Annotated in this window: 14 protein-coding genes; 7 read left to right on the top strand and 7 right to left on the bottom strand. The window is 71.6% G+C overall.

What is annotated here, in order from left to right; genetic code table 11:
* The first annotated feature begins 136 nt into the window (after nucleotides 1–136).
* Nucleotides 137–3400 (top strand): fused isobutyryl-CoA mutase/GTPase IcmF, encoded by a 3264-nt coding sequence (gene icmF, locus MUY14_RS23965; RefSeq protein ID WP_247012034.1) that lies wholly within the window; start codon nucleotides 137–139, stop codon nucleotides 3398–3400.
* A 155-nt stretch (nucleotides 3401–3555) separates the two neighbouring features.
* Nucleotides 3556–4797 (top strand): hypothetical protein, encoded by a 1242-nt coding sequence (locus MUY14_RS23960; protein ID WP_247012032.1) that lies wholly within the window; start codon nucleotides 3556–3558, stop codon nucleotides 4795–4797.
* On the opposite strand, the gene MUY14_RS23955 is transcribed toward MUY14_RS23960, so the two are convergent.
* The 3 genes from MUY14_RS23955 to MUY14_RS23945 all read right to left on the bottom strand — a co-directional run bounded on the left by MUY14_RS23955 (nucleotide 4784) and on the right by MUY14_RS23945 (nucleotide 6901).
* Entirely contained in the window at nucleotides 4784–5509 is a 726-nt protein-coding gene (locus tag MUY14_RS23955; RefSeq protein WP_247012030.1) for a hypothetical protein, read from the bottom strand. The two genes, MUY14_RS23960 and MUY14_RS23955, sit on opposite strands and share 14 nt — an antisense overlap.
* Before the next feature lie 71 nt (nucleotides 5510–5580).
* Entirely contained in the window at nucleotides 5581–6147 is a 567-nt protein-coding gene (locus MUY14_RS23950) for a hypothetical protein (protein WP_247012028.1), read from the bottom strand.
* Nucleotides 6148–6199: 52 nt separating this feature from the next.
* Nucleotides 6200–6901 (bottom strand): class I SAM-dependent methyltransferase, encoded by a 702-nt coding sequence (locus MUY14_RS23945; protein ID WP_247012026.1) that lies wholly within the window; start codon nucleotides 6899–6901, stop codon nucleotides 6200–6202.
* Between the two features lie 76 nt (nucleotides 6902–6977).
* Here MUY14_RS23945 and MUY14_RS23940 point away from each other — a divergent pair, with 76 nt between their 5' ends.
* A complete protein-coding gene (locus tag MUY14_RS23940) occupies nucleotides 6978–7808 on the top strand; it encodes an LLM class F420-dependent oxidoreductase (RefSeq protein WP_247012024.1) in 831 nt (276 codons plus the stop codon).
* Between the two features lie 7 nt (nucleotides 7809–7815).
* Here MUY14_RS23940 and kstR read toward each other — a convergent pair whose 3' ends face one another.
* Nucleotides 7816–8436 (bottom strand): cholesterol catabolism transcriptional regulator KstR, encoded by a 621-nt coding sequence (gene kstR, locus MUY14_RS23935; protein WP_247012022.1) that lies wholly within the window; start codon nucleotides 8434–8436, stop codon nucleotides 7816–7818.
* Nucleotides 8437–8582: 146 nt separating this feature from the next.
* Between kstR and MUY14_RS23930 the strand changes: the two genes are divergently transcribed.
* The 3 genes from MUY14_RS23930 to MUY14_RS23920 all read left to right on the top strand — a co-directional run bounded on the left by MUY14_RS23930 (nucleotide 8583) and on the right by MUY14_RS23920 (nucleotide 15143).
* Nucleotides 8583–10628: an acyl-CoA dehydrogenase family protein gene (locus tag MUY14_RS23930; protein WP_247012019.1), complete on the top strand. Its 2046-nt coding sequence runs from the start codon at nucleotides 8583–8585 to the stop codon at nucleotides 10626–10628.
* 76 nt (nucleotides 10629–10704) lie between these two features.
* The gene (locus MUY14_RS23925) at nucleotides 10705–13983 is read left to right on the top strand and encodes an SNF2-related protein (protein WP_247012017.1); all 3279 of its coding nucleotides are present in this window, start codon (nucleotides 10705–10707) and stop codon (nucleotides 13981–13983) included.
* Nucleotides 13983–15143 carry an SWIM zinc finger family protein gene (locus MUY14_RS23920; protein WP_247012016.1) on the top strand — a complete coding sequence of 387 codons (1161 nt, stop codon included), beginning with the start codon at nucleotides 13983–13985 and terminating at the stop codon, nucleotides 15141–15143. The genes MUY14_RS23925 and MUY14_RS23920 overlap by 1 nt, the downstream gene beginning before the upstream one ends.
* A gap of 70 nt (nucleotides 15144–15213) precedes the next feature.
* On the opposite strand, the gene MUY14_RS23915 is transcribed toward MUY14_RS23920, so the two are convergent.
* On the bottom strand, nucleotides 15214–16449 hold the full coding sequence (locus tag MUY14_RS23915) for an alpha/beta hydrolase (protein ID WP_247012014.1): 1236 nt from the start codon (nucleotides 16447–16449) through the stop codon (nucleotides 15214–15216).
* A gap of 64 nt (nucleotides 16450–16513) precedes the next feature.
* On the opposite strand from MUY14_RS23915, the gene MUY14_RS23910 reads away from it, so the two are divergent.
* Nucleotides 16514–17899, top strand: coding sequence for a wax ester/triacylglycerol synthase family O-acyltransferase (locus tag MUY14_RS23910; RefSeq protein ID WP_247012012.1), 1386 nt, complete (start codon nucleotides 16514–16516; stop codon nucleotides 17897–17899).
* Here MUY14_RS23910 and MUY14_RS23905 read toward each other — a convergent pair.
* Complete coding sequence (locus MUY14_RS23905; RefSeq protein ID WP_247012010.1) at nucleotides 17883–18380, bottom strand: nitroreductase family deazaflavin-dependent oxidoreductase; 498 nt, start codon at nucleotides 18378–18380, stop codon at nucleotides 17883–17885. The genes MUY14_RS23910 and MUY14_RS23905 overlap by 17 nt on opposite strands.
* A 13-nt stretch (nucleotides 18381–18393) precedes the next feature.
* On the bottom strand, nucleotides 18394–19227 hold the full coding sequence (locus MUY14_RS23900) for an alpha/beta fold hydrolase (protein ID WP_247012008.1): 834 nt from the start codon (nucleotides 19225–19227) through the stop codon (nucleotides 18394–18396).
* Nucleotides 19228–19247 lie beyond the last annotated feature (20 nt).

Below are 19247 nucleotides of genomic sequence, written 5' to 3'. Positions count from 1 at the left end.
CAGCACCTTGTTAATTAACGACTACGTTAAACATAGAACCCAGCAGCGCATTGTCAAGGTTGCGGCGAGCGGTGCTGAGAGCCGTGTCACTGGTCCTCGGGTTTCCAACAGTAGGAAGTCAAAGTATTTTTAGGGGATGAGCAGTGAGCTGTACCGCCCCGCGCACCCCGTCCGGTTCGTCACGGCGTCGAGCCTCTTCGACGGCCACGACGCGTCGATCAACATCATGCGGCGGATCCTGCAGTCGCAGGGCGCGGAGGTCGTGCACCTCGGCCACAACCGCTCGGTCGACGAGGTGGCCACCGCCGCCATCGCCGAAGACGTCCAGGGCGTCGCCATCTCCGCCTACCAGGGCGGGCACGTCGAATACTTCTCGTACCTGGTCGAGCTGCTGCGCGAGCGCGGCGCCGGCCACATCAAGGTCTTCGGCGGCGGGGGCGGGGTGATCGTGCGCGAGGAGATCGACCTGCTGCACTCGCGCGGCGTCGCCCGCATCTTCTCGCCCGAAGACGGCTACGAGATGGGCCTGCCGGGCATGATCAACTCGATGATCGTGGCCTGCGACACCGACCTCGCGGCCGAGGGCCCGGCGCTGGACAAGGTGCTCTCCGGGGACGTCCCCGCGCTCTCGCGGGTCATCACCCAGCTGGCGGCCGGACGGCTGCCCGGCGAGCTGCTCGACGGCATCACCGAAGCCGCGTCCGGGCGGACGGTCCCGGTGCTCGGCATCACCGGCACCGGTGGCTCCGGCAAGTCGTCGCTCACCGACGAGCTGGTCCGCCGCTTCCGCCTCGACCAGGAGGACAAGCTGCGGATCGCGGTGCTCGCGGTCGACCCGTCGCGGCGCAAGGGCGGCGGCGCGCTGCTCGGTGACCGCATCCGGATGAACTGCCTCGACAACGGGCCCGCCGGCCCTGGAGGCACTGGCACAGCGCCGGTGTTCTTCCGCTCGCTGGCCACGCGCACGACGTCGGGGGAGATCCCGGCCGGGCTGCGCGAGTCGATCCTGGCCTGCAAGGCCGCCGGCTACGACCTGGTGATCGTCGAGACGCCGGGCATCGGCCAGGGCGACGCCGGGATCGTCGACTTCGTGGACGAGTCGCTGTACGTGATGACGCCGGAGTTCGGCGCCGCGTCGCAGCTGGAGAAGATCGACATGCTCGACTTCGCCGACGTCGTCGCGATCAACAAGTTCGAGCGCCGCGGCGCCGAGGACGCCCGCCGCGACGTCGCGCGCCAGCTGGTGCGCAACCGCGAGGCCTTCTCGGAGGGCCCCGAGGACATGCCGGTGTACGGCACGAGCGCGGCGAAGTTCAACGACGACGGCGTCACGGCGCTGTACCAGCACCTGCGCGGCATGCTGGCCGAGCGCGGGCTGACCGTTTCTTCGGGCACGCTGCCCCGTGTGGAAGGCAAGGTGTCCACGGACGCCTCGACGATCATCCCCGGCAACCGTGCGCGGTATCTGGCCGAGATCGCCGACTCCGTGCGCGGCTACCACGCGAAGACCGAGCAGCAGGTCGCCGCGGTCCGCAAGCGCAACGCGCTGGCGTTGACGAAGACCGAACTGTCCAAGGTGGACGCGTCGACCGACGCGCTGGACGGGCTGCTCGCCGCCGCCGAGTCCGATGTGGACGGCGAATCGACAAAGCTCCTCGAGCGCTTCCGCGAGCTGGCCGAGGAATACCGCCAGGACGAGCTCGTCGTGAAGATCCGCGACAAGGAGCTGCGCACGCAGCTGTGGCGGGACACGTTGTCCGGCAACCGGATCCCGCGCGTCGCGCTGCCGCGGTACACCGAGGACGGCGAGCTGCTGTCGTTCCTGCGCCGCGAGCACCTGCCGGGGTACTTCCCCTACACCGCGGGCGTTTTCCCGTTCAAGCGCGAGGGCGAGGACCCGGCGCGGATGTTCGCCGGCGAGGGCGACGCGTTCCGCACCAACCGCCGGTTCAAGCTGCTCTCGGCCGACTCCGAGGCGAAGCGGCTCTCGACGGCGTTCGACTCCGTGACCCTGTACGGCCACGACCCCGACACGCGCCCCGACATCTACGGCAAGGTCGGCACGTCGGGCGTGTCCATCGCGACGGTCGAGGACATGAAGGCCCTTTACGACGGCTTCGACCTGACCGCGCCGAACACCTCGGTGTCGATGACGATCAACGGCCCGGCGCCGACGATCCTGGCCTTCTTCCTCAACACCGCGATCGACCAGAAGCTCGACGCGTTCCGCGCCGAGCACGGCCGCGAGCCGTCCGACGCCGAGGCCGCCGAGCTGCGTTCGTGGACGCTGCAGAACGTGCGCGGCACGGTGCAGGCCGACATCCTCAAGGAAGACCAGGGCCAGAACACCTGCATCTTCTCCACCGAGTTCAGCCTCCGGATGATGGCCGACATCCAGGAGTGGTTCATCGAGCACCACCTGCGCAACTTCTACTCGGTGTCGATCTCCGGCTACCACATCGCCGAGGCCGGTGCGAACCCGATCTCGCAGTTGGCCTTCACGCTGGCCAACGGCTTCACCTACGTCGAGTCGTACCTGGCGCGCGGGATGGACGTCGACTGCTTCGCGCCGAACCTGTCGTTCTTCTTCTCCAACGGCATGGACGCGGAGTACTCGGTCCTCGGCCGGGTGGCCCGCCGGATCTGGGCGGTGGCGATGCGCGACCGCTACGGCGCGAACGAGCGGTCGCAGAAGCTCAAGTACCACGTGCAGACGTCCGGGCGCTCGCTGCACGCGCAGGAGATGAGCTTCAACGACATCCGCACCACGCTGCAGGCGCTGTGCGCGCTGTACGACAACGCGAACTCGTTGCACACCAACGCGTTCGACGAGGCGATCACGACGCCGTCGGAGTCGTCGGTGCGCCGCGCGATGGCCATCCAGATGATCATCAACAAGGAGTGGGGCCTGTCGAAGAACGAGAACCCGCTGCAGGGTTCGTTCGTCATCGACGAGCTGACGGACCTGGTCGAGGAAGCGGTCCTGGCGGAGTTCGACCGCATCTCCGAGCGCGGCGGCGTCCTGGGCGCGATGGAGACGGGCTACCAGCGAGGCCGGATCCAGGACGAGTCCATCCTGTACGAGCGCAAGAAGCACGACGGCTCCCTGCCGATCATCGGCGTCAACACTTTCCGCAACCCGAACGCGGGCGAGGACGACATCGAGGTCGAACTGGCCCGCGCGACGGAGGACGAGAAGAAGTCCCAGCTGGAGCGCCTGGCGGACTTCCAGCACCGTCACCACGAGGAGGCCCAGCAGGCCCTGAAGGCGCTGCGCGAAGCGGCGACTCGGGGCGGGAACCTGTTCGGGGTGCTGATGGACGCGGCGCGGGTGTGTTCACTGGGCCAGATCACGGAGGCGTTCTTCGAGGTCGGGGGCCAGTACCGGCGGAACGTCTGAGCTCTGCGGCCGTCGAACGTCGCTGATCCGCTGCCAAGACGCCGCACAACCGCGACTCTTCCTTGTTTGTATACCTGAAGTTCGTCTTTGCGTAACGTGCTGGACAGTTTCGGCGACTGTGACGGCAACTGCGCGAAGGCGGGGTGGAGGTATGCATGATCCAACTGAGGATCGGTCTGTGGCGAGCATGGGCCTTCGTGCAACAGCGGCCGCTGAAACTGACGGTGGGCATCTTCCTCCTGATTGTTGAGATACTGGTGCCGCGCTCGGCTTCGTTCTGGATCCTTGTCGGGCTGACCATTGCCGTTGCCGCCAAGGAGCTGATCGACATCTCCGAGAAGGTGTACAAGGACCTCAAGAAGATCCTCACCATCGAGTCGAAGCTCCGGCAGAGACCTTTGCAGCTCCCCTACAAGAGTCCTTATGACTCGTGGGAGAAGATCGAGTTCGAGGGCTCTCAAGCGGTCCACGACCCGGTGCTGGACGCCGAGTTGACGACCGACCCGTTCATCACGCTGGAGAAGCAGCACAAGATGTGGCGTCCGCCTTCGGCGGAGCACGAGACGGTGCGCAAGCTCAAGGTTCCCACCCTCGACTTCGACGAGGACAAGGTTCGCCTGGAGTCGGACCTTGAGGCGGGCATCACGACGGCCAAAGTCCGGCGGACCACTTACTCGGCGTTTCTCGTGACCAACCGCCTGGCGCTTTACGAATACCGCGAGCACCACGCAGCGCACGAGTACCTGGAGTTCCCGGATCTGGGTCCGGATGGCCGAGGGCCGCTTCCCCGGCTCCCGTTGAGCACCTGCTCCAACCACATCGGCGCCGATGTCCTGGCCATCTCCGAGGGGCGGTTGCTGCTGCAGCGGCAGGCCAACAAGAACATCATGAACGGGGGCCTGATCATCGGTTCCGGTAGTGGTTCGGCCGACTGGCAGGACCTGGTGGCCGAAGAGGGACGGCGGAGGAGCCGGCCGGAGCCGCCGCCTCGGTGCCGCGACCTGTGTTCTTTCGTGAAGTACACGATGTGGCGCGAGATGGTCGAGGAGATGGGACTCCGTGGCGACCAGCGCCACGGACCCGAGAACATCAAGATCATCGGCTACGGCCGGGTTACCGCTTGGGGCGGCAAGCCCCAGTTCTACGGGGTGGCTTCGCTCGGGCCGGTCGAGCCCAAGGTGAGGGGAATGGAGCGGCGCTACGTCGACGACCAGCTCGCTGAACGCTTCGACCCGAAAGACGGCGTCCCTGGGCTCTTGGGAGCGCTGGACGCCGTCGAGCGCCGCTACGGCAGCAATGGTGAGCTGGCGTTTCCGCTTTACATCACCATTCAGTTGCTGCGCCAATGGTTGCACCGGGACGCGCCGGCCGCAGCGGCGTGGCTCAAGCTGGGGTGACGCGGCCGAGCCGCACGTAGGCCCGGTCGTCGAACGAGTTGGCGGCCGGGCGCAGCCCCTTCGTCTCCGGCGGATCGATCATCAGCGGGTCTCGCGCCAGGCGCTCGGCCAGCAGGCGCTCAGCCTCGGCCAAGGTGGGTGCGGGCTCCGGATAGCCGTCGGTCGTGATCACGACTTCCCGGGTGCCCCGCGGGAGGGGGATCACTTCGACGAAGCGGTCCGGCACCGGACGGCCGTCCAGCGCTCCGAAGCCCGCGGGGTCGTCTTGGTGGTTGCGCAAGCCGGTCAGTGCCTTGAGCAGTTCCTGCACGGCGGCGCGGCCGGGATCTTCAGCGCACAGGTCGGCTACGGCGGCGCCTGCGGCCAACCTGTGTCTGAGGACGAGGGCGCGGGCCTCGGCGACGATCCGCTCGCCGGAACGACGTGGTCGCACCGGCTCGCCGTCCAGCATGAGCCGCGCCTCGCCGACTCGCCACACCTCCTGGCGTCCGGTGTGCAGCACGCAGAAGGACACGGCGGAGCCCGATCCCGCCGCGACTCCGTCCGCGGCCAGCAGTTTCTCCACCACCTCCGTCGCCGAATCGACGACTTCACGAGCGGGGCAGGTTCGTGCGATGCCGGCCAGGTGCCCTGCGATCGCTTCGGCCAGGGCCGCCCCGTCGGGGCCGGTGTCCCAGGACTTCCGCGTGGCTCCGTCCGCGACGCCGACCAAGTACCGGCCCTCGATCAGCCGATCGGCACAGGGTTCCGCCGCGGACCGCGGCACGAGCCCCGATTCGATGATCATGCCCACAGCGCCGTCACCAGACGGGTGACCGGGTCGTCGTCGCCCGCCAGCTGTGCGCAACTGTCGCGCAGTGCCACGGCCGAGAAACTCGCCTTGGCGGTTGTGATGAAGTGAAGAAGCAGGTAGGCGGCGACGAAATGGGAAGCCACCCGCTCCGCCGACGCCCGGGGGAGCGAGAGCTCGGCCCGCAGCGTTTTGGTCATCATCTCGATCGGAAAACCCGGCTGTCCCTCGGTCGCCGCCTCGATCGAAGCGAATCCGTACCTGAGTGCCACCTCGGCGACCGAGCGACCCGTGGTGAGGTCCGAAGCCACGGACGTCGCGTCGAGACCGCGCGTCCAGTTCGCGATGTGCGGAGCAGCCGAGAACGTGCGGGTGACCATGATCAGCGGATTTCCGCTTTCGCCCAGCAGATCTGTCAGGTTTGCCGCACGTACCCGGTGATCCATTTCGGCGGCCGAGCGAACCTGGTCCTCGTGCTGCTGCACGTTCGCGCTCAAGGAATTGTCGGCGACCATGCTGTCGGCGAGCTGGCGCAGTAGGCCACTGGTCTGCGAAAGCATTCGACGATCGTAGCGTCAGGCTGACGGCAGGCCCATCCGTTGCGCGCCCCGATCACCCGGCCGAACGTACCGCCTTCAGCCGCCAGACCGGGACCAGCACGCGCCCGTCCGCGTCGGTCTTCATCGCCTGCAGCCCGGCCGGGTCCGCGTCCAGGACCACCCGGACGCTCTGCCGCAGCTCCTCCGGGTCCATCGACGTCGTGTAGAGCGTCGGCTCGAGGACCTCGATCGTCCAGTTCTCGCCGACCGTCTCCCGCAGGTTGGCCTCGCTGATCAGGTACGGCGCCGGGAACGCGTCCGGGAGCTCCGTCGAGAAGGCGAACAGGTGCAGCCGCGCGCCCGGCCGCGCCGCGCGGGTCAACGCGGCGAGGTAGCTGTGCCGCTCTTCCTCGCTCAGGCAGTGGTAGAGCGCGCTGTCGAGGACCGTGTCGAACCGGCCTTCGTACCCTTCGAGCTTCGTCGCGTCGGCGACGGCGAACTCGATGTCGAGGCCCTTCTCGGCGGCGCGCGCACTGGCTTGGGCGATCGCCGACGGGGCGCCGTCCAGCCCGGTCACGCGCAGGCCGCGCGAGGCGAGGAACGCGGAGTTGTCGCCGAGCCCGCAGCCGATGTCGAGCACGTCGCCGCCGAACTCGCCGGCGTCGGCCAGCGCGACCACCGCGGGCTGCGGCGCGCCCAGGTCCCACGGCATCTTCCGGCCGATCGGCGTGGTGCCCTGGTAGAGCTCCTCGAAGTCGAGGCCCTGTACGTCCATGACCGCCCCCTTATTCAACGTATGATGAGATGACTTCATCGTGCACCCGCTGTCAAGACGGTGGTACTCCTGGAGCATGAAATTCGGGATCTCGACGTTCGTGACCGACGAGGGCATCCGCCCGGACGTACTGGGTGCGGCACTGGAGGAACGCGGCTTCGACTCGCTGTTCCTGGCCGAGCACTCGCACATCCCGGTGAGCCGGGAAACCCCTTACCCGGGCGGGGGAGACCTGCCGCGCGTGTACTACCGCACGCTCGACCCGTTCCTGGCGCTCACCGCCGCGGCCACCGCGACGTCGGAACTGCTGCTCGGCACCGGGATCGCCCTGCTGATCCAGCGCGACCTCATCCACACGGCCAAGGAGGTCGCGTCGCTGGACCTGCTCTCCGACGGGCGCGCGCTGTTCGGCGTCGGCGTCGGCTGGAACCGCGAGGAGATGCGCAACCACGGCACCGACCCGAAGACGCGCGGCGCGCTGATCGACGAGCAGCTGGCCGCGCTCAAGGAGATCTGGACGAAGGACGAGGCCGAGTTCCACGGCGAGCACATCGACCTCGACCCGATCTTCAGCTGGCCGAAGCCGGTGCAGAAGCCGCACGTCCCGATCTACATCGGCGGCGAGAGCGAAGCCGCGCTCAACCGGCTCGCCAAGTACGGAGACGGCTGGCTGCTCCGGGGCTACACGAAGTACCAGGAGGCCCAGCGCGTCCGCCGCTGGCTGGCCGAGCAGGGGCGCGAAGACGTCCAGTTCGCGGTCTTCGGCGGCCCGACGATCCCGAAGGTGATCGACGGCTTCCGCGAGGCCGGCGTCGAGCGGTACACGTTCCTGCTGGACACGCTGCCGGAAGCGGAGACGCTCAAGGCCCTCGACGAGCTGGCGGAGGTGGCCGCCGCGCACCGCTGACCGGCGGCTACTTGTCCAGCAGCAGGTGGACCGACAGCTCGAGGCGGTTGGCGACGTCGGCCGCGGAGGCACGGCGGGTCACCCAGGCCACCAGGTTCGCCATCCAGACGTCGGCGACGACGTGGAAGATGTCCCGGTCGGCCTCGGTGGGCTCGTCGATGCCCATCGCCTTGGCGAACATGTTCTCCATCAGCATCCCGACCTGCTCGACCTCGGCGGCCGCGGACGTGTCGGCGAACATGAAGGCCCGCACCATGGCTTCGGTCAGGTGCGGGTCGCGCTGCATCAGGCGAGTGTTGCGGCCGAGCACGAACATCAGCCGCTCGGCGGGCGTCTCGCCGGGGATGGCCTGGCGCTCGAGCTTCTCCTGCGCGCGCTCGAATTCACGCGCCAGCCCGGAAACGAGCAGGTGGATCTTCGACGGGAAGTACCGGTACAGCGTGCCGAGCGCGACGTCGGCCTTCTCGGCCACGGCCCGCATCTGGACGGCGTCGTAGCCGCCCTTCGAGGCCAGGGCGAGGGTCGCGTCGATGATCCGGCGCCGGCGGTCGCGCTGGGCGGCCGAACCGAGTTCGTCGGCGCCGATCGCGCTCAGGCCGTTGCCGCGCGCCTTGGTCTTGCCGGGCATCGGAGTCCCCCCGTCCTTCGGAACTTGTTCCAGTTCATGACGTAGAGTACCTGTCCTGGCGAAACGTTCAACAATCGACCCACTGGCCGAAAAACTGTAACACGTTCTACACTCGCGAGTAGTGTCCTGTCCCGCGAGGAGGCCCGATGCCGGTCGCGCTCACCGACGAACAGGCCGCGCTGGCCGAGGCGATCCACGCCTGGTCCGCGGCGCACCACCCGCGAGAGGCGGTGCGCGCGGCGGAAACCGGGATTCCCGGCGGGTTCGCCGAGCTCGGCCTGCTCGGCGTCGCACTGCCCGGTGAAGCGGGCGGTGCCGACGGCAGTATCGCCGATCTCGCCGCCGGCCTCGCCGCCGCTGCCGAGGAACTCGTGCCGGGGCCGCTGCTCGGCACCGCGCTCGGCGGCCTCCTGCTCGCCGGGATCCCCGCTGCGAAGGAACTCCTCCCCGCGCTGGCCGACGGCGAGGCGACCCTCGCCGTGCTGCTGGAGGCGCCTTCGCTCGACGACGGCGTCACCGGCCCGGTGCCCGGCGTCGACGCCGGGACGTGGCTCCTGGTGCCGGCCGGCGGCGGGCACGTGCTCCTCGCGCCGGACACCCCGGGCGTCACGGTCGAGCCCCTGGAAGCGTTCGACTTCTCGCGTCCGCTGGCGCGTGTCCGCTTCTCCGGTGTCCGCGCCGACGTGCTCACCCTGCCGCCGGTCGCGCCCCTCGCGGCGACGCTGGCCGCGGCCGAGGCGGCGGGGGTGGCGCGGCGGTGCCTGACCGTCGCCGTCGAATACGCCAAGGTGCGCGAGCAGTTCGGCAAGCCGATCGGCGCGTTCCAGGCGATCAAGCACCTGTGCGCCGAGATGCTCTGCCGGGCCGAAGCGGCCGAAGCGCTGGCCTGGGACGCGGCGTCCGGGCAGCACCCGCTGTCGGTCGCGAGCGCGGCCGTCGTCGCCCTCGACGCGGCCGTCGCCAACGCCCAGGACTGCGTCCAGGTCCTCGGCGGCATCGGGTTCACCTGGGAGCACGACGCGCACCTGTACCTGCGCCGCGCGGTCGCCCTGCGGCAGTGGCTCGGCGGCACCGGGACGTGGCGGCGGCGGGCGGCGTCGCTGGCGCTCGAGGGGTCCGAACGCACCCTGAACGTCGACGTCGGCGACGATCCCGCGCTGCGCGAAGAGGTGACGCGGATCGCGGCGCTGCCCGACGGCGAGCGGCGGGTCGCGCTGGCCGACGCCGGGTTGCTGACCCCGCACTGGCCCCCGCCGTACGGCCGGGGCGCCGACGCCGCGGAGCAGCTGCGGATCGACGCCGCGCTCGCCGAAGCCGGGGTGCGCCGCCCGGACCTGGTGATCGGTGCGTGGGCGGTGCCGACGATCCTCGAACACGGCAGCGACGAGCAGCGCGAGCGGTTCGCCCGGCCCACCCTCCGGGGTGAACTCACGTGGTGCCAGCTCTTCAGCGAGCCCGGTGCGGGCTCTGACCTGGCCGCGTTGCGGACGGCGGCCCGGCGCGTCGACGGCGGCTGGCGGCTGGCCGGTCAGAAGGTGTGGACGTCCTTGGCGCACGAAGCGGACTGGGGGATTTGCCTGGCCCGCACCGACCCGGCCGTGCCCAAGCACAAGGGCATCACGTACTTCCTGGTCGACATGCGCGCCGAGGGCATCACCACGCGGCCGTTGCGGGAGATCACCGGCGACGCCGTGTTCAACGAGGTGTTCCTGGACGACGTGTTCGTGCCGGACGCCGACGTGGTCGGCACGCCGGGTGGCGGCTGGCGGCTCGCGCGCACGACGCTGGCGAACGAGCGGGTGGCCATCGGGAGCGGGTCCGCGGTCGGCGAGAGCGTGCAGACGCTCGTGTCCACAATGGATCCTTCTTCGCTCGACGATGTCGCGCTCGACCGGCTCGGTTCCCTGGTGGCGGACGGGGTCGCGGGGTCGGTGCTGGACCTGCGGGCGGCGTTGCGGCGGCTCGGAGGGCAGGATCCCGGGGCCGAGTCGAGCGTGCGGAAGCTGCTCGGGGTGCGGCACCGGCAGGACGTCGCCGGGTTCGCCGTCGAGCTGGCCGGCAGCGCTGCGCTGCTCGCGGACGGGGCGGCGCAGCGCGAGTTCCTGCTGACGCGGTGCCTGTCGATCGCCGGCGGGACCACCCAGGTGCTGCTTTCGCTGACGGCCGAACGGCTTCTCGGCCTGCCGCGCTGATCTTCCGGGCGGCGCGAAAGGACCGTTCGTGCCGCCCGGGCCGAAACTGTCGGTGGCGTGTTCTAGCGTTGCCGTCGTGGAGTTCAGCGCAGACACCCAGGCCACCTACCTCCCCGCGGATCCCCCGCGGGAAGGCGTGCTGGCCTTGTGGGGCGACGACGTGGCCGGCGGGACCACGATCGAGCTCGTCCTGCCCCGGGGCGCCAAGTTCGCGCGGACGAAGGTCGACGCGGAGCTGGTGCCCCTCGAACGCGCGCTGCCGCGGCTGCTGGCCGTGGGGGAGGCGGCGAGCCCGGCCGTCGCGGCGTGGTCGGCCGCGGTCAACGCGGGGGTGAACCTCGTCGCGAGGGGGCGGCTGCGCCCGGCCGTGTCCCCGGCCGGGGCGGCGGCCTGGCGGATCGGCCCGCTCGACGCGGCGGACGAGGAGCTGCTGCGCGGGCTCGCCGGCGCGTTGCCACCGGAGGCGTACGCGCTGCCGTTGACCGGGCTGAAACGCATCCGCCTGCACTCCCCGGATTCCCTGGTCCGCGCGCTTTGGGACGCGACGGCCGACCTGCTGGTCCGCAGCCCGGCGGCCCCGGTCGGCGCCGGCGACCCGGCGTTCGCGGCCCGCGAACCGGCCCTGCTCGGCCCGGACGGCGCCGCCTGGCTGGCCGAGCTGGAGGCGCGCGAGCCGCGGGGCGTGCAGGTGCTGCTGCGCGTCGAGGGCCTGGACGACGACACGTTCGCGGGGGTGCTGGCGGTCCGCAGCCTGGCCGAGCCGAGCCTGGTGGTGGAGGCGTCGACGCTGTGGGACGCCCCGGACGCGGTCCTGAACCGCCTCGGCGACCAGGTCGAGACCCAGCTCCTGCTGGGCCTGCGCCGCGGCGCGCGAGCGTGGGCGCCACTGGGCCGGGTGCTGGCCGAGCCCGCACCGGCGTCGCTGGTCCTGTCCGACGACGAGGTCGTCGACCTGCTCGCCGACGGCGCCCGCGACCTGGGCGGAGCGGGCATCGAGGTGCTCTGGTCGAAGGGCCTGTTCGCGGGCGAGGTGAAGGCGAAGGCGAGCGCGACCCAGGCCCCGGCGAGCGTCGCGGGACCGGAGTTCGCCCTGCGCAGCCTCCTGGAGTTCCGCTGGCAGCTCAGCCTGGGCGGCGAGCAGCTGACGGAGGCGGAGGTCGCGGCACTGGCCGAGGCGAAGCGCCCCCTGGTCCGCCTGCGCGGCCAGTGGGTCCGGGTGGACCCCCAGCTGCTGGCCCGCGTCCGCGGCCGCACCCGCAAACTGGAGGCGGGCGAAGCCCTGGCGGCGGCCCTGACGGGCGAGCTGGAACTGGACGGCGAGCGCGTCGAGTTCGCGGCCCCACCGGTGCTGGGCGATCTGGCCTCTCGCCTCCGCGACCGGGCGGCGTCGGAAGTCGTGACGCCGCCGGGGTTGCAGGCGACGCTACGGCCGTACCAGCAGGCGGGCCTGGCCTGGCTGGCGACGATGACCGGCCTGGGCCTGGGTGCTTGCCTGGCGGATGACATGGGGCTGGGGAAGACGATCCAGCTGATCGCTCTCCACCTGCACCGCCGAGCCCTGGCCCAGCCTGTCCCTGGCCGGCCCGAGCGACTCGCACCAGCCCGGCTGCCCAGCCCCCAGCCCCCGCCGACCCCGGCCGAGCTTCGACCCGCCGGCGCCGAGGCCTCGCTCGCTGCCGCCGAGTCCCTGCCGACCTCACCCAGCGGCGCAGTCGATGCCCCGCCGCCCGGCGCAGACCTCCCACGGTCCGCGCCCCGGTCTGTCAGCGCCGATGCCCCACCCGCTGCCGCCATGCCTCGGCCTACCGGCGTCGATGCCCCACCCGCTGCCGCCATGCCTCGGTCTGCCCACGCCGATGCCCCGCCTGCCGCTACCGAGTCCCAGCCCGCTGGCGCGGATGCCCCGTCAGTGCCCGCCGCCGTCGCCCCGGCTGCCGGTGCCGAGCCCGGGCCTGCCGCCATGCCTCGGTCTGCCCACGCCGATGCCCCGCCTGCCGCTACCGAGTCCCAGCCCGCTGGCACGGATGCCCCGTCAGTGCCCGCCGCCGTCGCCCCGGCTGCCGGTGCCGAGCCCGGGCCCGCCGGCGCCGAGACCCCGCTCACCGGCGGGCCCACTCTCGTCCTCTGCCCCACTTCCCTCCTCGGCAACTGGGAGCGCGAGTTCGCCCGCTTCGCCCCCGAAATCCCCGTCCGCCGGTTCCACGGTGGCAGCCGCCACCTCGACGACCTCGCCCCCGACGAAGTCGTCCTCGCCACCTACGGTGTCCTCCGCCGCGACCGCGAAACGCTGTCCGAAGTGGACTGGGGCCTGGTCGCCGCGGACGAAGCGCAGCACGTCAAAAACCCGCTGTCCGCCACGGCAAAGGAACTCCGCAAGATCCCCGCGCGAGCCAAGGTCGCCCTCACCGGCACCCCGGTCGAAAACCGCCTCACCGAACTCTGGTCCATTGTGGACTGGACCACCCCCGGCCTGCTCGGCCCGCTCGACCGCTTCCGCCGCACCGTCGCACGGCCGATCGAACGCGACCGCGACAAGGAAGTCACCGAGCGGCTCGCCGCCACCGTGCGGCCGTTCCTGCTCCGCCGGCGCAAGTCCGATCCGGACATCGCGCCGGAGCTGCCGCGCAAGACCGAGACCGATCGGTTCGTGCCGCTCAGTGCCGAGCAGACCACCCTGTACGAGGCCGTCGTGCGCGAGAACCTCGCCGAAATCCGCGAGACGCAGGGCATCAAGCGGCGCGGGCAGGTGCTGCAGCTGCTCACCGAGCTCAAGCAGATCTGCAACCACCCGGCGCAGTTCCTCAAAGAACCGCACGGCGCGCTCACCGGCCGCTCCGGCAAGCTCGCCGCCTTCGAAGAACTCCTGGACGTGATCCTCGACGAAGGCGAGAGCGTCCTGGTGTTCAGCCAGTACGTTCAGCTCTGCCGCCTGCTGGAACGCCGCCTCAAGGAGCGCGGCCTGCCCACCGAAGTCCTCTCGGGGGACAGCTCGCCGTCGAAGCGGGAGGACATGGTCGACCGGTTCCAGGCCGGCGAGATCCCCGTGTTCCTGCTTTCGCTGAAGGCGGGCGGGGTCGGGCTCAACCTGACCCGCGCCACCCACGTCATCCACTACGACCGCTGGTGGAACCCCGCCGTCGAGGACCAGGCCACCGACCGTGCCTACCGCATCGGGCAGGACCGGCCCGTCCAGGTGCACCGGCTGATCGCCGAAGGCACCCTCGAGGAGCGGATCGCGGAGGTGCTCGAAAAGAAGCGCGGGCTGGCCGAGTCGATCGTCGGCGCGGGGGAGGACTGGATCACCGAACTGTCCGACGACGCCCTCGCCGACCTGGTCCGGCTCGGGAGCGGGTGATGCCACCCCGGCGGAACTTCGGCACCACCTGGTGGGGCCGCGCCTGGGTCGAGGCCCTCGAACAACGCGCGAAACTCGACCCGAACCGGCTGCCCCGCGGCCGCACGTACGCGCGCAAGGGCACGGTCACCGAGCTGCACTTCGGCGCCGGCGTGATGACGGCGCGGGTGCGCGGCAGCCGGCCGCAGCCCTACAAGGTGACCATCACCATGCGCACCTTCACCGACGGCGAATGGGACACGCTGCTGGGCGTCGTCGGCACGCAGCTCGGGCACGCGGCGGCGCTGCTCGACGGCGAGCTGCCGGCCGCGCTCGCCGAGCAGGCCCGGGAGGCGGGCGCCGACCTCCTGCCGGGCCCGGGCGACCTGCGGCCGCGGTGCTCGTGCCCGGACTCGGCGAACCCGTGCAAGCACGTCGCCGCGGTGTACTACCTGGTCGCCGACGAGGTGGACCGCGACCCCTTCACACTGTTCCTGCTGCGCGGCCGCCCGCGGGCCGACGTCCTGGCCGAGCTGCGCGCCCGCCGGTCGCCGTCTCGCGCGGAGAAACCGAAGCTGCCGAAAGCCGCGGACGAAGGTCTCACCCCGCGGGCGGCCTACACCCGGCGGCCAGGCCCGATTCCGGCCTTACCCCCACCGCCCCGCACGGCGGGTCCCCCGGCGACCCTCGACCTCGACCCACCCCCGGCCACGGGCTGGACGGCGGCCGCTCTGTCGACCCTGGCGGCGGACGCGGCTTCCCTGGCCCGCGATCTCCTGATCGGCGGCGTGACGGCGGCCGAGCTGACGTTCGAAGAGGACCTGGCCCGCCGCGCGGCCACCCGCACCGCCCCGGAAATCACCACCCTCGCCGCGGCGGCGGGCGTCCCACCCCGAGACCTGACCCGCTGGGCCGAAGCCTGGCGCGAAGCCGGCCGCGGCGGCCTGGCCGCCCTGCGCGACACATGGCAACCCGGCCCGGGTCCCCTGGCCGAAGCCCAAGCCATCCTGGCCGACGCGGGCCTCCCCGGCCGCCCGAAGATCTGGCGCAACCGCCTCACGCAGGGGGAGGTGCAGCTGCGCTACGGCCAGGACGCCCGCTGGTACCGCTTCACCCGCGCGGGAACGGACTGGCGCCTGGACGGCCCGCCCTCGGCAAGCCCGGTGGACCTGGCCTACTGACCGGCCCCGGCGCTCACCGGCTCGGCGCCCACCGGTAAGCGCCGGCCGACCCCGTGGCCCCGGCCGGCGCCTACCGGTTCGCTGCCTTCCAGACGTTGTACGTGTGGTCCAGGAAGCGGGCCACCCCGCGGACCACGTGCGCGCTCCGCACCGACGTGAACACGTCGAACGCGTGCTGCGCTCCCGCCAGCTCCGCGTACGCCACCGGCTGCCGGGACTTCTCCCGCAGCCGGCGGACGAACTCGCGGGCCTCGCGCACCGGGACCAGCGAATCGTCGCGGCCGTGGATCACGAAGAACGGCGGGGCGTCCGAACTCACCCGGTCCATCGGTGAGGCCGCGATGTAGTCGTCCAGGTGGTTGACCGGGTCGCGGTCGGGGGCGAACACGCGCCTCGCGAGCAGGCTCTCCAGCCGGTACTGACTCGCGCGCGAACCCGACGTCGCCGCGAAGTCGTACACGCCGTAGTGCGGGACGCAGGCCTGGACGCTCGTGTCCGCGTCCTCGAACTCCGGCTGCAGCGCCGGGTCGTTCTGCGACAGTGCCAGCAACGCCGACAGGTGACCGCCCGCCGAACCGCCGGTCACCGCGACGAAACGGGGGTCGCCGCCGTACGACGCTATCTGTGAACGGATCCACGCCAGCGACTGCTTCGCCGCCACGATGTGCGCCGGCCAGCGGTGGGTGGGGGAGAGCGGGTAGTTGATCGCCACGCACACCCAGCCGCGGCGGGCCAGGTAGCGCATCAGGGGGCGGCCCTGCTCCTCCTTGTTGCCGATCACCCACGCACCGCCGTGGACCTGCAGCAGCACCGGGGCACCGGACACCGGCTCGGCGGGCCGGTACACGTCGAGCAGGAACCGCTTACCGCCCGGGGCGTACGCGATGTTGCGGTCCACCCGGACGTCCGGGGCGCCCATCCGGAACGGCAGCGCCAGCTCGCTCCACGGGAGGCCGAGGTCGGAGCGGCCCAGCTCGGCCGCGTAGTCCTCGCCGAGCGCCGCGGTCAGCGCGCCCTCGATCTCTTCGCGGGCGCCGTGGCCCGTGCGGATCAGCGCGCCCAGGCCGGCGGCGGACGCGGCGGCCATGGCCAGGCCCGCCTGCGTCGAGCGGTCGCGGGCGCCGTGGCGGGCCAGGTGGAGCGCGGTGTCGGCCGCGGTCAGGGCCAGGAGCTGGGGCGCCAGCTCGGCGGTCAGCCACCCGGCGAAGAACACCGGGATCGTCGTCGAGCGGGCCCGCAGGGGGCGGAGCGCGTTCGCCGCCAGACCGAGCTGGACCGCGCGGCGGATCAGGAAGTTCGGCTGCACCAGCGCGATGATACCGGTGAGTAGGGTGACGCGCCGCTCACCGGAAGTGGCTTACCCTGGCGCCATGCAGAGACTGAGCGGCCTCGACGCGAGCTTCCTGTACCTCGAGACGCCGTCCCAGGTCCTGCACGTCTGCGGGCTGCTCACCCTCGACGGCTCGACCGTCCCCGGCGGCTACAGCTTCGCGAAACTCAAGGCGCGGCTCGAAGAACGCGTCGCGCTGATCCCGGCGTTCCGCCGCAAACTGCACAATCCCCTCTGGAACCTGGGCCATCCCGTGTGGATCGAGGACGACGACTTCGACCTCGACCACCACGTGCACCGCATCGGCGTCCCGGCCCCCGGCGACCGCACCGAGCTGGCCGAGCTGTGCGCGCACATCGCCGGGCAGCAGCTCGACCGCGCGCAGCCGCTGTGGCAGCTCCACGTCATCGAAGGACTGGCCGACGGGCAGATCGCCGTGCTGCTGAAGATGCACCACGCCAGCGTCGACGGCGTGAGCGGCGCCAGCCTGATCACCCACCTCGCCGGCCTGGAGCCCGACGCGCCCGCCCCGGCGATCGAGCAGCCGCGCAACCCGGCCGCGCCCTCGCCGCTGGACCTGCTCCGCGAGGGCGCCGGGAACGTCGTGCGACGGCCCGCCGAAGTGGTCCGGCTGCTGCCCGGCCTGCTGGAGCTGGTGCCGCGGTGGCTCGGGAAAGCCCTGCGGGGCAAGGGGATGCCGATCCCGTTCACCGCGCCGCGGACGTCGCTGAACGGCACGATCACCGGGCACCGCAGCGTCGCGTTCGCCCAGCTGGACCTCGACGAGGTCAAGAGCGTCAAGAACGCCTTCGGGGTCACGGTGAACGACGTCGTGCTCGCGCTCGTCGCCGGCGCGCTGCGCGAGTTCCTCGAAGCGCGCGGTGAGCTGCCGGACGATCCGCTGGTCGCGACCGTCCCGGTCTCGGTGCACGACCGGACCGAGCGCGACCACGGCAGCAACAAGGTTTCCGCGTTCTTCGCCTCGCTCCCGACGCACCTGCCCGACCCGGCCGCGCGGGTGTTCTTCCTCGCCGAGGCCAACCGGCTCTCGAAGGACCACCACCACGACATCGACGCCGACATGCTGCAGGACTGGGCGCAGTTCTCGGCCGCGACGGCGTTCGGCCTCGCCGTGCGCGCGTACTCGGCGCTGCGCCTGGCCGAGAAGCACCCGGTGGTGCACAACCTGGTCGTCTCCAACGTGCCCGGCCCGCCGATGCCGCTGTACTTCCTCGGCGCGCGGATCACCGGCCTCTACCCGCTCGGCCCGGTCTTCCACGGCGCGGGCCTGAACGTCACCGTGCTGTCCAACGCGGGCAAGGTGCACGTCGGCCTGCTGGGCGCGCGCGAGCTGGTCAAGGACCTCTGGCCGCTCGCCGGCGCGCTGCCGGAGGCCCTCGGCCAGCTGCTCAAGGCCGCGGGCTGAGCACGACGACCGGGATCTCCCGGTCGGTCCACGCCTGGTACTTCGCGAAGTCCGCGTAGAGCTCGACCAGGCGCGGCCACAGCTCGGCGCGTTCGGCCGGCGCCGCGACGCGGGCCGTCACCGGGACGTCCCGGCGTCCCCTCAGGTGGATGCGGGTCTCGGGGTCCGCCCGCAGGTTGAAGTACCACTGCGGGTGCCGCGGCAGCCCGCCCTGCGAGGCGACGATGACGACGTCCCCGCCGGACCGCAGGTAGAGCAGCGGGGTGGTGAACCGGCGCCCGGACTTGCGGCCGCGGTGCTCCAGCAGCAGCGTCGGCACCGGCTTGCGGAACCCGGCCCCGACCCGCCAGGTGCTGCCGATCCGGCCGCCGGTCAGCTTGAAGACCGCGACCTGCGCCTTCGCGCCGTACTTCATGACCTTCGCCGTCACCGGCGAGTCGAGGCCGTCGGGTTTCTGCTCCGGCAGGCTGAAGCGTCCCATCGTGGTTCCTTCCTCAGAGGGAGTGGACGGCGGCGAGCAGGGCGGGTACCCACCGGTCGGCGGCCAGGACGCACGCGGCGTGCCCGGCCGCGACTTCGTAGGTGGCCGCGCCCGGGATCCGGCGGGCGAGCGACCGCTGGTGGTGGGGCGCGATGAACCGGTCCCGGCCGGTCACGACGACCGCCGTGGGCAGCCGCAAGGTGTGGAGCCACGGCGTCGAGTCGAACCGGCCGATCTCGTCGACGGCGACGGCGATCTCCCACGGCTTGGTCGAGCGGAACTCCCGCAGCCCCCACCGGTGGTCCTCGACGCGCCGCAGCGGGGCCGCGGGCACGACCGGCAGCTTCACGCGCTCGCGCAGCTGCCGCACCGTCCGGCCGAAGACGTCGAGCGCGACGCGCTGCCGCAGCCCGCGGCGGAAGGTGCTCGCGGTCGAGCACAGCACCAAACCGGTAACACGTTCTGGCTCGGCGCGGGCGACCAGCTGGGCGACCAGCCCGCCCATCGAGTACCCCGCGAGCGCGAACCGGCCGATGCCGAGCGCGTCCGCGACCGCGGTCACGTCCCCGGCGCAGTCGGCGAGCCGGAACTCCGGCGAGCGGATGCCCCGGCCGTGCCACCGCTGGTCGAACACGACCACGCGGTGATCACGCGCCAGCCCGGCCAGTGCCGGATACCAGGTCAGCAGGCCGGTGCAGGCCACGGAGTGCAGCAAGACGAGCGCGGGCGCGTCCCGCGGGCCGACGTCGGTGACCACCGTCCGCCCGCGGCCGGGCAGCTCGAGGGGAACCGGGTCGGGCACGCCCGCCGTGGGCGGCACGGTGACCAGCCGCCGCGTCGCCGCCATGCCGCTGCACCTCCGGGGGT

It is taken from the genome of Amycolatopsis sp. FBCC-B4732 (assembly GCF_023008405.1).
GTDB lineage: Bacteria > Actinomycetota > Actinomycetes > Mycobacteriales > Pseudonocardiaceae > Amycolatopsis > Amycolatopsis pretoriensis_A.
Note: the sequence above shows the minus strand (reverse complement) of the source record. Positions and strands in the feature narration are given on the sequence as shown.

Coding starts and splice junctions, on each gene's coding strand:
- icmF (WP_247012034.1), top strand. CDS start 137: ATGAGCAGTGAGCTGTACCGCCCCGCGCACCCCGTCCGGTTCGTCACG.
- MUY14_RS23960 (WP_247012032.1), top strand. CDS start 3,556: ATGATCCAACTGAGGATCGGTCTGTGGCGAGCATGGGCCTTCGTGCAA.
- MUY14_RS23950 (WP_247012028.1), bottom strand. CDS start 6,147: ATGCTTTCGCAGACCAGTGGCCTACTGCGCCAGCTCGCCGACAGCATG.
- MUY14_RS23945 (WP_247012026.1), bottom strand. CDS start 6,901: ATGGACGTACAGGGCCTCGACTTCGAGGAGCTCTACCAGGGCACCACG.
- MUY14_RS23940 (WP_247012024.1), top strand. CDS start 6,978: ATGAAATTCGGGATCTCGACGTTCGTGACCGACGAGGGCATCCGCCCG.
- kstR (WP_247012022.1), bottom strand. CDS start 8,436: ATGCCCGGCAAGACCAAGGCGCGCGGCAACGGCCTGAGCGCGATCGGC.
- MUY14_RS23930 (WP_247012019.1), top strand. CDS start 8,583: ATGCCGGTCGCGCTCACCGACGAACAGGCCGCGCTGGCCGAGGCGATC.
- MUY14_RS23920 (WP_247012016.1), top strand. CDS start 13,983: ATGCCACCCCGGCGGAACTTCGGCACCACCTGGTGGGGCCGCGCCTGG.
- MUY14_RS23910 (WP_247012012.1), top strand. CDS start 16,514: ATGCAGAGACTGAGCGGCCTCGACGCGAGCTTCCTGTACCTCGAGACG.
- MUY14_RS23905 (WP_247012010.1), bottom strand. CDS start 18,380: ATGGGACGCTTCAGCCTGCCGGAGCAGAAACCCGACGGCCTCGACTCG.
- MUY14_RS23900 (WP_247012008.1), bottom strand. CDS start 19,227: ATGGCGGCGACGCGGCGGCTGGTCACCGTGCCGCCCACGGCGGGCGTG.